The sequence below is a fragment of the Mesorhizobium silamurunense genome (assembly GCF_014843905.1).
In the GTDB taxonomy this organism is placed as follows: Bacteria; Pseudomonadota; Alphaproteobacteria; order Rhizobiales; family Rhizobiaceae; genus Mesorhizobium; species Mesorhizobium silamurunense.
Genome location: NZ_LPVS01000053.1, coordinates 61,399 through 74,084, shown reverse-complemented (window position 1 = coordinate 74,084; position 12,686 = coordinate 61,399). Strand labels below are relative to the sequence as shown.

The 12,686-nt window shown below is 61.8% G+C and carries 10 protein-coding genes and 2 pseudogenes; 9 read left to right on the top strand and 3 right to left on the bottom strand.

The genetic code is table 11. The annotated features are described in order from the left end of the window. Positions 1-7: 7 nt before the first annotated feature. From AU465_RS14805 to AU465_RS14775, 7 genes and pseudogenes are all read left to right on the top strand, one after another. Positions 8-232: pseudogene (locus tag AU465_RS14805) on the top strand (ATP-binding cassette domain-containing protein); the annotation flags it as partial. Positions 233-356: 124 nt separating this feature from the next. Then, positions 357-1,574 carry an ROK family transcriptional regulator gene (locus AU465_RS14800; RefSeq protein WP_192248636.1) on the top strand — a complete coding sequence of 406 codons (1,218 nt, stop codon included), beginning with the start codon at positions 357-359 and terminating at the stop codon, positions 1,572-1,574. A 34-nt stretch (positions 1,575-1,608) separates the two neighbouring features. Then, positions 1,609-2,598, top strand: a complete 990-nt coding sequence (locus AU465_RS14795; RefSeq protein WP_192248632.1) for a tagatose kinase — start codon at positions 1,609-1,611, stop codon at positions 2,596-2,598. Next, entirely contained in the window at positions 2,598-3,866 is a 1,269-nt protein-coding gene (locus AU465_RS14790; protein ID WP_192248629.1) for a D-tagatose-bisphosphate aldolase, class II, non-catalytic subunit, read from the top strand. Before AU465_RS14795 ends, AU465_RS14790 begins: the two co-directional genes overlap by 1 nt. A 39-nt stretch (positions 3,867-3,905) precedes the next feature. Continuing rightward, on the top strand, positions 3,906-4,670 hold the full coding sequence (locus tag AU465_RS14785; protein WP_192248626.1) for an SDR family NAD(P)-dependent oxidoreductase: 765 nt from the start codon (positions 3,906-3,908) through the stop codon (positions 4,668-4,670). 24 nt (positions 4,671-4,694) lie between these two features. Then, positions 4,695-5,423 (top strand): SDR family oxidoreductase, encoded by a 729-nt coding sequence (locus AU465_RS14780; RefSeq protein ID WP_192248623.1) that lies wholly within the window; start codon positions 4,695-4,697, stop codon positions 5,421-5,423. A gap of 44 nt (positions 5,424-5,467) precedes the next feature. Next, entirely contained in the window at positions 5,468-6,199 is a 732-nt protein-coding gene (locus AU465_RS14775; RefSeq protein ID WP_192248620.1) for an SDR family oxidoreductase, read from the top strand. A 137-nt stretch (positions 6,200-6,336) separates the two neighbouring features. On the opposite strand, the pseudogene AU465_RS14770 reads toward AU465_RS14775, so the two are convergent. Continuing rightward, positions 6,337-6,447 (bottom strand): annotated as a pseudogene (locus AU465_RS14770) (transposase); the annotation flags it as partial. Positions 6,448-6,950: 503 nt separating this feature from the next. Then, a complete protein-coding gene (locus tag AU465_RS14765) occupies positions 6,951-7,787 on the bottom strand; it encodes a universal stress protein (protein WP_192248617.1) in 837 nt (278 codons plus the stop codon). 167 nt (positions 7,788-7,954) lie between these two features. Here AU465_RS14765 and AU465_RS14760 point away from each other — a divergent pair, with 167 nt between their 5' ends. Together AU465_RS14760 and AU465_RS14755 are read left to right on the top strand one after the other, a co-directional pair. Beyond that, positions 7,955-8,356 carry a c-type cytochrome gene (locus tag AU465_RS14760; protein WP_246506102.1) on the top strand — a complete coding sequence of 134 codons (402 nt, stop codon included), beginning with the start codon at positions 7,955-7,957 and terminating at the stop codon, positions 8,354-8,356. Positions 8,357-8,419: 63 nt separating this feature from the next. Beyond that, complete coding sequence (locus tag AU465_RS14755; protein ID WP_192248613.1) at positions 8,420-9,979, top strand: bifunctional aminoglycoside phosphotransferase/ATP-binding protein; 1,560 nt, start codon at positions 8,420-8,422, stop codon at positions 9,977-9,979. A 13-nt stretch (positions 9,980-9,992) separates the two neighbouring features. Here AU465_RS14755 and AU465_RS14750 read toward each other — a convergent pair whose 3' ends face one another. Then, the gene (locus AU465_RS14750) at positions 9,993-12,674 is read right to left on the bottom strand and encodes a bifunctional acetate--CoA ligase family protein/GNAT family N-acetyltransferase (RefSeq protein ID WP_192248610.1); all 2,682 of its coding nucleotides are present in this window, start codon (positions 12,672-12,674) and stop codon (positions 9,993-9,995) included. Positions 12,675-12,686: the final 12 nt, after the last annotated feature.

Below are 12,686 nucleotides of genomic sequence, written 5' to 3'. Positions count from 1 at the left end.
TGCGCCGTTGCTCCTTGGCGCCAGCAATGTCGCCAAGAGTTTTGGCGGCGTCCCGGCGCTAATCGACGGCCAGATCCAGCTGCGCGCCGGCACGGTCAATGCGCTCTGCGGCGGGAACGGCGCCTGCAAGTCGACCTTCCTCGGTATTCTGATGGGCATACTGCGACGCGACGCAGGGTCTGTAGTGGTCAGGGGTCGCGAGGTGAACTTGTCCTCACCAGCCGAGGCGGTATAGCGCACATTTTATCGGCGCGCGGCAGTTTATCGAGACAAAACGGTCCGGCGTTTGCCGTCGTAAGGCGGCAAACCGGGCTCCGGTGCGGTATAGGCTGGGAGCGAATATGCAGGAGCCTGCCATGAACCATGCGACCTTTGCCAGCAGCTCTCCGCGCAGGATTCGTCAGAGCAACGCGGTGGCGACATTGAACGCCCTCCATCGCTTCGGTCCGCTGAGCCGGGCAGAACTTGCCAGGCACATGGGGGTGAACCGTTCGTCGGCTGGCAATATCGTTCTGGAACTCGTGGAGGTCGGGCTTGTTCGTGAGGTCCCAGAGACCAACCTTACGAATTCGGCAGGTCAACCCAGAGCCGGGAGACCGGGCATCCTCGTGGAAATTGTACCCGAGGCTGTTTTCTTTATCGGCGTCGAAATAGGCGTTGAGCATATGACCTGCGTTGAGATTGACCTTGCCGGCAAGATCATCCACAGCGCCACAAACCGCTTCGACGGGCACAATAGCGATCCGCAAGACGCGGTTCGCGTCGCCATCAACCGAGCTTTCGCCGAGATCGGCAAGGACAGGCTGGTGCGGTGCCAAGGGCTCGGGATTACGGTGCCGGGGCAAATGGATCAGAACGGTTTCATCCATGTCGCACCTATACTCGGATGGCGAAATCTTGATCTCACAGCCCTCACCCGAAGCCTTCTTCCCGCTGAAATTCCGGTGTGCGCGGAAAATGACGGCAATGCATTCGGCATCGGCATCACTTACAGCCAGCCGGAAGCGGCGAGCGGCGTGACCTTCTTCATGGTCATCGAGACCGGCGTCGGCGGCGGAATCGTGATCGACGGCAAGCTGTTTCGTGGCGGCAATGGTCTTGCAGGCGAAGTCGGCCACCTCAAGACACGAAACCCGACGTACCGCAATCTGGAGCAGGCCTTCGGACGCGATCGAATTCTGTCTTCCTACCGACAATTCAATCCGGACGCCGACCTTGACGCGTTTTTGCGCAACGTCCGCGACCGCGTCCCGCAAGCAGTGCAACTCGCAGAGGAATGGGCCACCCTATTTGCATTTGCCGTCGTTCAGATATCGCGGTTGATTGATCCCAACCGCATCGTTTTGGGCGGGTCTGTAGCAGAACTCTACCCATTGGCAGCCGCACGGGTCGACGCGCATATCCGCAGCCTTCAGGCCGAAACCTTTCCCATTCCAGAGATCGTCTTCAACGAGAGCGCCGCATACGGATCCGCTTTCGGAGCCGCTTGCATCATGCACCAGCGCTTCATGTCGCTCGACAACCAGATGTTCAGCAGGGACGCGGTTTCGGGCTCCGAGACTTCCGAGGCCTGAAATGCGAGACGGCCTCAAACGCAGGATCTGACATTTGACGAACGACCCTAACCAAACACTGGCGCCGGATTCACTCGGGCCGACCGTCACTGTCGGAGAGATACTGGTCGAGATCGTCGCGAGCAAAGCCGGCGCTGGCTTTAGGGAGCCCATCGAGTTCATTGGCCCGTTCCCGAGCGGCGCGCCCGCAATCTTCATTGATCAATGCGCTCGTATGGGCGGAGCGGCCGCGATTGTCGGTGCGGTTGGCGATGACGATTTCGGTGTCGTCAACACCGAACGTCTGAAGCGGGACGGCGTCGACATTTCCGCTATTGCCGTTTCGTCGGATTTCCCGACCGGCAGCGCCTTCGTCCGGTACCGCAAGGACGGTAGCCGAGATTTTGTATACAACATCGCCAAGTCCGCAGCGGCCCGCTTGGAATGGACTCGCGAGGTCGAGGCGCTCATCACACGCTGCGGCCATATCCACGTCATGGGAACCGTCTTCGCCAGCCCGGCAGCCTGGGAGATCACCGAACATGCGATCGCTGTGATCAAGGCGCGCGGCGGCACGATGTCGCTTGATCCGAACCTGCGCAAGGAACTGCTGACCCACGGCCAGACCGAGGAGAAATTCGCGGCCCTCGTCGACAAGGCAGACTTGTTGCTGCCGTCGGGCGAAGAGTTGTTCCTCGCCGCAGGTGTGGACACCGAGCAGCCCGCGATAAAGGCGCTGTTCAACCGCGGCGTCAAGGAGATCGCGATCAAGCGCGGCAAGGATGGATCGTCGGCCTATCATCGATCCGGCGCGCATGCGCAATGTCCCGGCTTTCTCGTCGATGAGACGGATCCGACCGGCGCCGGCGACTGTTTCGGAGGAGCATATGTCGCGTGCCGGCGGCTGGGCATGCCCATCGAGCGGGCGCTCGAATTCGGCAATGCGGCCGGCGCACGCAACGTGACGCGCCTGGGTCCAATGGAGGGCGCCGGCACGCGCGCCGAACTGGAAGACTTCATTGCACGAACGGCGAGAAGAAGCTGATGCGCGTGGCGATCGAAGATTTGCCGTCCCTGCATAGGCAAGGAAAGAAAATGGGGGTGACCTCGGTCTGCTCCGCACACCCGTTGGTGCTGAAAGCCGCACTTCGCCGCGGCCGGGACACAGGCACCACCGTCCTGATTGAGGCGACGTGCAATCAGGTCAACCATCTGGGTGGCTATACCGGCATGACGCCGTCTGACTTTGCGGCCATGGTGGAGACGCTCGCAGCGACGGAGCAATGTCCGAAGGACCTGATTGTGCTTGGCGGCGACCATCTCGGGCCCAATCCGTGGAAGGACCGGGATGCCAGTGAGGCAATGGGGCAAGCGGGGGCGATGGTGGATGCCTATGTCCGAGCGGGCTTCCGAAAGATCCATCTCGATGCCTCGATGGGCTGCAAGGGGGAACCCATCGCGCTCGATGACCACATCGTGGCTGAGCGCGCGGCCAGACTGGCGGGCGTCGCGGAACGGGCGGCGAGAGAAAGTGGTGGGGCGAGTCCGATCTACATCATTGGCACTGAAGTGCCGCCACCCGGTGGTGCCGATCACGCGTTGGATGCTATCACTCCGACCAGCACCGCAGCTGCCCGTCAAACGCACGCCGTTCACGCGAAAGCGTTCCGGTCCGCCGGGCTCGAGGACGCGTTTTCCCGCGCCATTGGCCTTGTGGTGCAGCCGGGCGTGGAGTTCGGCAACCAGAACGTGATTTTCTACGATCGGGTGAAAGCCCACGCTCTGGCGGCTACGCTAAGCGAATTGCCGACGCTGATTTTCGAAGCCCATTCGACGGACTATCAGGGCGAAGGCCCATTGCGTGAACTCGTCGAGGACGGATTTGGCATCCTGAAGGTTGGGCCGGAACTGACCTTCAAGCTGCGCGAAGCGCTATACGCACTCGACCTGATCGCTTCCGACCTCGTGCCCGGCTATGGCGAACGCCCGCTTTATCATGCCATGGAGGCTCTGATGCGCGTCGCCTCGAAGAATTGGGAAAGTCACTATCGCGGCGACGATGCCGAAAAGCGCGTCCTGCGCCATTACTCTTACTCGGATCGGATCCGATACTATTGGGCCACCCCGCAAGCCGGAGAAGCTTGCGACCGGCTCTTCAAGACGCTGAAAGGTCGGATCGTGCCGGTGACTCTCTTTCTACAGCACCTGCCGTCGGCAGCTGCCTGGGCCGAGCGGGCCTGTGATGGCGAAGAGATCGCGATCGGTCACATCCGGCAAAGCATTGAAACCTATGGTCGGGCGTGTGGCACCTGACCGGCGAGCGCTGCGCATAAACGCAAACGGAGGCAAACGGTGGCGTTGGACAAATTCAGGATCGACGGAAAAACCGCGTTGGTTACGGGCGGAAGCCGTGGCATCGGCCTGGCCATCGTGACGATCTTTGTGGAGGCCGGCGCAAACGTGGTGATCACAGGCCGGACCTGCACAGATGCGGTGAAGGACCTTCTGGAGGAGCATCGCGACCGTGTCGCCTGGAGCGCGGGGGATGTCCGCGATCGTGAAACGCCCGGCAGACTGGTCAGCGCGACGCTCGAACGGTTCGGTCAGCTCGACATCCTCGTCAACAACGCCGGCGTTGCCGACAATGGCAATTTCCATGAATTCGATGACGAGCGCCTCAACTTCATTCTCGAGACAAATCTTGTCGCTCCCTTTCGCATTGCGCGAGAGGCGATAAAGCCGATGCTGCGCCAGGCTGGCGGCGCAATTCTCAACATCGGCTCGATTTCCGCCGATGTGGCCAACAAGCCGCAACTGCAAGTCGCCTACAACTCCTCGAAGGCCGCAATCCATCAAATGACGAAGGTCATGGCCTTCGAGTACGCCGGCCGCAACATACGCGTCAACGCGCTGGCACCTGGCTATGTGATCAGCGACATGACCGAAGGCGGCATAGCCAACCCGCAGTGGAACAGCGTCTGGACCGAGAATACGCCGATGGGCCGCTTCGCTGAACCAGAGGAAATGGCCACCTGCGCGCTGTTCCTGTGCTCGGACGCTGCAAGCTATGTCACCGGCGCCGTGCTCACGGCGGACGGCGGCTACACCACTCACTGAACCAACAGGGATCGGAGCGACATCATGGTAGGGAAACTAGAAGGCAAGGTTGCAGCAGTTACTGGAGGCGCGTCGGGCATCGGACTGGCAAGCGTGGAGGCCATGCTTGGTGAAGGCGCGACCGTGGTCATGATCGATCGTAACCAGACGGCTATGGAAGCGCTTTGCGAGAAGCTGGGTAAAAAGGCCATTCCGCTCACGATCGACCTGCTCGATCCGGCGAGTTGCGCAACGCTTCTGAATGGCATTGTCGAGAAAGCGGGGCATCTCGACATCCTTCATGCCAATGCAGGTTCATACATCGGGGGCGATTTGACCGAGACGGACCTCGATGCCATCGACCGGATGCTGAACCTGAACGTCAACGCGGTCATGAAGAACGTCCGGACCGTAATCCCGCACATGATCGAACGCGGCGGTGGCGACATCGTCGTCACCAGTTCTGTTGCCGGTCATTTTCCAGTGCCGTGGGAGCCGGTCTATTCGGCATCCAAATGGGCCATGACCTGTTTTGTGCAGACGATGCGCCGCCAGTTGAACAAGCACGGGATTCGCGTCGGACAGGTTTCTCCGGGTCCAGTGATCTCCGCCCTTCTTGCCGATTGGCCGGAAGAAAATCTCCGCAAGGCCAAGGAGAATGGTAGCCTGATTGAGCCGAAGGAGGTCGCGGATGCGGTTATGTTCATGCTGACCCGACCGCGCAACGTCACGATCCGGGACGTGGTCGTCCTGCCGACCAATTTCGACATCTGAACCGGAAGCGGGCAGCCGTCGCGTGACCAGGAGCGAGCGTTCCCATGAATGACCTAGCGGGTCGTACGGTCGTGATTACCGGCGCCGCCGGCGGAATTGGCAAGGCAATGGCGGAGTGTTTCGCGGCGACCGGGGCACGACTTGCCCTTGTCGACATCAACGACCCGTCGGGGTTGGCATCGCGCCTTGGGGCCCACCATAGAAGCTTCGTCCTCGATCTTGAAGATCCGGCTTCCATCGCTTCCGTCGTCGACCAGATCGGCGCGGCGATGGGAATCGACATCCTCGTCAACAACGCCGGGTTGGGCATTGTTTTCCCCGCGGAAGAAGCAAATGTCGAGGTTTGGGACAAGACGATGCGGATCAACCTCCGAGGTCCTTGGCTCGTCGCCGCCGCTGCCCTGCCCTATCTCAAGACCTCGGGGCGAGGTCGCGTCATCAACATCTCCTCGCAAGCCGGCGTTATCGCCATCGAGGAGCATGCTGCCTATGGCGCCAGCAAGGCAGGCCTGATCAACCTGACAAAGGTGATGGCTATTGAATGGGCCAGCTTTGGCATTACCGCCAACGCAATCGCACCAACGGTAGTCGAAACGCCGATGGCGCTTGTCGGGTGGTCTGGCGAAAAGGGAGAAAAGGCCAAGCGGGATATTCCTGTCGGACGCTTTGCCAAGCCTTCGGAGATCGCGGCCGCAGCACGCTATCTCGCATCCGACGAGGCCGGAATGATCAACGGCGCGGTCTTAATGGTTGATGGCGGCTTCAGCGTAAAATAGAGGCTTTGTCGCTCGCAATGGCTCGATCTGGCGTTCCTCCAGATCAAACAGCGGGCGGAAGCTGTCTGGTTCCGCCGGAGGATCGTTCATGACAGGAGGCGCGACCGCCAGCAGTTCGCGGGCGAGCGCGACGCTTTGCGGTAACTGCTGGCAAGTAGCCCATAGTGCCGGATGCGATGGAAGCCGCGCGGCAGGACGTGTAGCAGGAACTGACGGATGAACTCGTCGGTGGCGAGCGTCATGACCTGCTGCCGGGTCGGCGCCTGGGCGGCGATAGTCCTCACATGAGGGTCACCACGTCAAGGCGGGGCATCATGGCGACATAATACATTCCTAATTCGGAGACGGCATCCACGGTCTGAGCCCGGTAGCATGACGCGGCCCGGTAAACGGGCCTGATCAACCTCACATCCGGTCGCCGCCCGTAGCGGCTGCACCACTATCCCGCTTTCGGCGGGCAAGGGCGTTTTGCGGTAAGCTGCCGTTCCGGCGTCGACCACGTCCTGGACATTCCCAATTAAGCTGCGGCATTCTGATACCAACCATTCGTCGGCTCATGGGAAACGACTTCGCGCCAGCTTTCGGCCAGTCCACCAATGCGCCCAGCGTCTTCGGGACAAGGTCCCAGCCGTTGCTTGTTGATATCACGGTCACTATCCGGCAGGGTTCCAATCCACCCCCAAGGCCGCTATCCTAGATGACGTCCCGAACGATGCTTGGCATCGTCGCACACTCGCGAGCATGATGCATTTTAACGAGCCATGAGAATCGGCAGCCCCGGGTCCTCAATCATGGACTTGGTCACGCCGCCGAATATCCGCTCGCGCAGCCGGGAATGGCCGTAGGCACCCATGACGGTGAGATCGGCGCCAATGTCGACCGCGTGCTGACGAAGAACATCGGCGATCGAATGGTTCGAGCTCGGCAGACGGTCCACTGCGACCTTCACGCCATGCCGGGAGAGATAGGTCGCCACGTCCGCCCCGGGTTCCGCGCCGTGGTGCCGTTCGTCCTCGACAGGGTCGATCATAACGACGCGCACCTCATCGGCACCTGGCAGGATGTCGAGTGACTCTCGCACGGCACGCGATGCTTCCAGGCTTGCGTCCCACGCGACAAGGACGCGTTTCGGTTTCAAAGTCGCGCGCGCGCCCCTGGGAACCAGCAGGATGGGCTTCCCCGACGCGAATAGACCGCCAGCAATGACCCTTTCCTTGAGCATATGGCTTGCGAGCATTTCCGGGCCGACAATGGTCAAGTCGGCGTAGCGGGCGCGCCGACCGATGACTTCATCCGCCCAGGATTGCTCCGGGTAGTCGCTGCTGAGATCGGCCGATACGGGGCTTTCCGACAGCATTTTGGAAACCGCCGAGCTGCGCCGCTCCAGCATCTCCATTTCGGCTTCGCGCTCTGCGAGCCAGGCCGGCGAGACGACCGCAGCGTATTCTCCGCCCGAAGGAGGCGCAGCGATGACCAGAACAAGCACGGAGAGATGTGCGTTGATTTCGTCGCACAGACCGGCGGCGAGCTTCAGATCATCGTCCCCGTGATCCGGCCCTGTAACCGTGAGCAATGTCTTGAATAGCATGGCGGCGACTCCTCGTTCGAGAAAGGTTCACAGTGGACATAGGAGTAGTGAGCCGGTCGGAATCCTTCCTTGCGCTGAATCAAACTGATCCTTCGCAGGATTGATCCTGGTCAACGTGCGCGTGCCTCGCACGCCTTAGCCTGACATTGATGGCTGGAGGCAGAGCAATGAGATTATGGACGACGATGGGTTTTTTGGCGCTGACCTTTAGCGCCGCGGCGGCACAGGAGATGAGCAATGGGCAGCAGGAATATCTGAATTCCTGCGCGGTCTGTCACGGCGTGGACGGCAAGGGCGACGGCCCCTTGGCCGACGAGCTACGGAAGCGTCCCGCGGATCTGACGACGCTGACGAAGCGCAATGGCGGGGAATTTCCCTACTGGCGGGTCTATGCGACGATCGACGGCCGCGGCTTCGTAGCGGAGCACGGCGAGCGCGAGATGCCGGTCTGGGGCAATCAGTTCCTGCCCGACGACGTGAAGCGCTACGGCCCCTACGGTGGGGAAGCCGTCACTACGGAACGCATCCATAACCTCACCGGTTACGTCCAAACGCTTCAACGCCAGTAAAACTCGTAGGGCTTCAGTCTGCGAGACCGAACGATGATGCAACTAGGACCAAGGGCGCAGGCTATGATCGCTGAGAACCAGGATGTCGTGGTCGAGATGTTGAAGGATCCTTCCGCCTATGGCGAGGCTGGCCCCGTCGAGACGATCGAAACTCATATTTCCCGGATATTCCTTGTCGGATGCCGCGCTTTCAAGCTGAAGCGGGCGGTCAAGTTGCCCTATGTCGATTTTTCGACGCCTGAGCTGCGGTTCGCCGCTTGCGAAAGGGAAATGGAGTTGAACTCCCCGACGGCGCCTGGCCTTTATCTCGGTGTGCGCCGCATCACGCGCGAAGGAAACCGGCTTGCCCTGGATGGGCCGGGGGACCTGGTCGACGCCGTTATCGAAATGGTTCGCTTCGATCAGTCGAAGCTTCTCGACCGCATGGCCGTTGCTGGCAAGTTGACACCCGCGCTGATGACAGGCGTGGCGCGCATGATCGCGCAATATCACCGCAACGCCGAGGTGATCCACGCTGGCAGCGGGTCGGCGAACATTGGCGGCGTGCTTGAAATCAATTCGGCCGGATTTGCAACCAGCCACGTGTTCGTCCGTGACGAGATCGAGACGCTCAACGACGCGTTTCGCGCGGCCCTCGCCCGCCATGCCGGCCTGCTTGACCGGCGCGAGGCATCAGGCCGCGTCCGTCGCTGCCATGGCGATCTCCACCTACGCAACATCTGCCTGTTCGACGGCGAACCGCGCCTGTTCGATTGCATCGAGTTCAACGACCAGATCGCCACCGTCGATGTGCTCTATGACCTCGCCTTCCTGCTGATGGATATGTGGCATCGCGGTTTTCCAGAACTCGCCAATCTGGTGATGAATCGCTACCTCGATGACGCCGACGACGAAGACGGCTTCATCCTGCTCCCGTTCTTCATGGCTGTGCGGGCAGCAGTGCGCGCGCATGTCACGGCAACGCAGGTTGAGGAAGGCAGCCCGGACTCCGTGAAGCTTAGCGCCGAAGCGCGATCCTACTTCGAGCTCGCCCAAGCCCTGCTCACCCAGACGCCCGCTCGGCTCGTCGCGATCGGCGGTCTGAGCGGCTCGGGCAAGACGACGGTCGCCGAAGCGCTGGCTGCCCATGTCGGCGCGCCACCCGGCGCGCGGATCGTCGAGAGCGACCGCATCCGCAAGGCCATGCATGGCGTGCCCGCCGAAACTCGGCTCCCTGACAAGGCCTACCGGCCTGGCGTGTCCGAGCGCGTGTATCGCCAGATCGCCTGGCGCGCGGAGCTAATCCTTGCCGAAGGCGGCTCCGTTGTCGCCGACGCTGTTTTCGACAAACTGGAGGATCGCGACAGGATCGAGCGCGCCGCAAGCGAGACAAATGCCCCGTTTGCCGGATTTTGGCTGGCGGCCGACCCGTCGGTGCTTTGGCGCCGGATCAGCGAGCGCAAGGGCGGCCCTTCCGATGCTACGGTCGACATCCTGTCCCGGCAATTGCAACGCGATTCCGGTCCGTTGACCTGGCGCAAGATCGAGGTCGACCGCAACCTAGCCGAAATTACCGCCGAGATGCTGGCCTTGGTGGAGGGTATCTCTTCATCTGTAGTCAGCCTCAGGAAGACGGGATCATAGAGCTGACCGGCGCTTAACTAACCTCCAGCGTCGCCACCGACAGGCCGGGCTCGCTGGAGTGATGCGCTACCGAGAAGCCGAACTCCCGGCACATTGTGAGCATCTTGCGATTTTCGTTGAGGATTATGCCCTCGATGCGGCTGACGCGTTCAGCCTTCGCATAGTCGATGAGCTGTTTCAGCAGGTTCCATCCCAGGCCATGGCCCTGCAGGTCCGATCGCACGAGCAAGGCATATTCGCCGGTCCTGTGATCGGGATCGCAGGAGAGCCGGCCGATTCCGGCTAGCGCTCCCGTATCCTTTTCTAGTGCGACAAAGGCGATGTCGCGATCATAGTCGATCTGCGTGAGCCGCTTCAGCATCTGGTCCGGGAAATTCCGGCGCGGCGACAGGAAACGCAGCCGCAGGTCGTCGGGGGAAATCTTCGCCAGGAACGCCGGATAAAGCGCCACGTCCGCCGGCATGATTGGCCGTACGTGGAAAGACATACCGTCCGACAGAAGGTCGCGGCTCCACCCTGATGGATAGGGCCTTATGGCAAGAGCAGGGTTCGGCGCCGGTTCATCCACCCGCCGCGGATCGATTTCAATACGGGCATCGAGCGCAATCACACCCTCGCTGTCGGCCAGCAACGGGTTGATGTCGAGGGAAACAAGGCAAGGGAAGTCGACGATCATTTGCGACAAACCGTTCAGCGCGGCGATGATCGCGGCTCGATCGGCCGGCTTGCGATCGCGATAGCCGGCAAGCAGGCGGCCTATTCGCGTCGCGTCGATCGCTTCTCCGGCCAGCACGTCGTCGAGCGGCGGGAGCGCGATCGTGGTGTCGTTGAGAACCTCGACCGCCGTGCCACCGGCGCCAAAAAGAATGACCGGGCCGAACATCGGGTCCAGGTTCATGCCTAGAATGAGCTCCTGTGCCTGCTTGCGCACGACCATGGCTTGCACGGTGTAGCCGTCCACCTTCGTCCCCGGTGCCTGCGCACGCAGGCGTGTCTCGATTGACTGCGCGGCTTTCCCAGGCTTCTCGGCAGTCGCAATGTCGAGAACCACGCCGCCGACGTCCGACTTGTGTGAAACCACCTTCGACAACAATTTCACGACCACCCTTCCGGAGCTTTCGAGAAGCTGGTCGGCTGCCTCCGCCACTTCCTGAACGGATCCGGCGACGATGGTTCGCGGCACGGGAATGCCGTAGGCGGCTATCGCCGCTTTTGCCTCCGGCTCCGTCAGCATGCGCCGCCCTTCGCCTGCCACTTGCCGGAAGATGGCATGCACCGACGCCTTGCCGTCGGCCCGGTCTTCGACCCGACTCGAGGGCGTCCGCAGGAGGGACCGCTGGGCCCGCGACCACTCACTGAGATAGGACGCCGCGATCGCGGCGTCCTCGGGCGTTTCGAAGCCGGCAATGCCGGCTTCGGTCAGGATATGCCGGCCTTGGCGCGCGGTATGCTCGCCGAGCCAGCATGCGAGAAGCGGTTTTCCCCCGATCTCGCCCTCGTCGCCGAGCTCGGCTACCTTTCTGGCCGCGTCGGGAGAGGAACCAAGCCCGGTGGGGCAGTTGATGACGAGGATGACGTCCGTTCCCGGATCCCCTGCCAGGGCTTCGAGCGCCGCCCCGTAGCGTTCCGGCGCCGCGTCACCGACGATGTCGACCGGGTTTGCATGCGACCAGGTCGGGGGCAGCACATGATTCAGCCGCTCGATCGTCGACGGCGCGAGTTCAGCCAGCTCGCCTCCCCGGTCGACGAGCTTGTCGACGGCAAGAACGCCGGCGCCGCCGCCATTGGTGAGGATACCGACGCGGCCACGTTCAAGCGGAGAGTAGCGCGCGATCGTTTCGGCGGCATCGAACAGTTCGGCGAGGTCTTCGACGCGCAGCACCCCTGCCCGACGCAAAGCTGCTTCCACGACCCTGTCGGCGCCCGAAAGCGCGCCGGTGTGTGTCGCCGCCGCCTTCGCCGCCTGTTCGTGCCGGCCGGGCTTGATGGCGATGACCGGCTTAAGGCGCGCCGCGGCCCGCGCGGCGGACATGAATTTACGCGGATTGGGTATCGTCTCGAGGTACATCACGATGGCGCGCGTGTGAAAATCGCCAGCCAGCATGTCGAGGCAGTCGCCGACGTCGACGTCCGCCATGTCGCCGAGGGAGATGATCCGGGAAAAGCCGACATTGTTTTCGGCCGCCCAGTCGATCAGCGACGTGGCAATCGCGCCGGACTGCGAAATGAGGGCGATGTTCCCCGGCCTGGCCGCCATATGGGCGAAACTGGCGTTCAGCTTTACTGGAGGAACCATCAACCCGACCGTGTTCGGCCCGATGATCCGCATGAGCGAGGGTTTGGCCGCATCGAGCATTGCCTGACGCAGACCGTTTTTGTGATTGAGCCCGGCGGTGATGACGACGGCGGCACGCGTTCCCTTCTCGGCCAGTTCGCGTACGATTCTGGGGACGGTGTCGGGAGGTGTCACGATCACGGCCAGGTCCGGAATGCCTGGAAGATCGGCAACTTTTGCGTAGCAGCGGTGGCCGGCCAGGTGCGAATGTTTGGGATTGACCGGCCAAATCTCCCCCTCGAAGCCACCGCCGACGATGTTGTCGAAGACAACGCGACCGACTGAGCCAACGCGCTCGGTAGCGCCGACGACAACGACGGATTTCGGTGAGACCGTGTACTCAAGATTTCGGATTGTCATCCTGGAAAACTC

Bases quoted from the DNA above. Each gene is read 5' to 3' on its own strand.
- AU465_RS14800 (WP_192248636.1), top strand. From the start codon at position 357: ATGAACCATGCGACCTTTGCCAGCAGCTCTCCGCGCAGGATTCGTCAG.
- AU465_RS14790 (WP_192248629.1), top strand. From the start codon at position 2,598: ATGCGCGTGGCGATCGAAGATTTGCCGTCCCTGCATAGGCAAGGAAAG.
- AU465_RS14780 (WP_192248623.1), top strand. From the start codon at position 4,695: ATGGTAGGGAAACTAGAAGGCAAGGTTGCAGCAGTTACTGGAGGCGCG.
- AU465_RS14775 (WP_192248620.1), top strand. From the start codon at position 5,468: ATGAATGACCTAGCGGGTCGTACGGTCGTGATTACCGGCGCCGCCGGC.
- AU465_RS14765 (WP_192248617.1), bottom strand. From the start codon at position 7,787: ATGCTATTCAAGACATTGCTCACGGTTACAGGGCCGGATCACGGGGAC.
- AU465_RS14760 (WP_246506102.1), top strand. From the start codon at position 7,955: ATGAGATTATGGACGACGATGGGTTTTTTGGCGCTGACCTTTAGCGCC.
- AU465_RS14755 (WP_192248613.1), top strand. From the start codon at position 8,420: ATGATCGCTGAGAACCAGGATGTCGTGGTCGAGATGTTGAAGGATCCT.
- AU465_RS14750 (WP_192248610.1), bottom strand. From the start codon at position 12,674: ATGACAATCCGAAATCTTGAGTACACGGTCTCACCGAAATCCGTCGTT.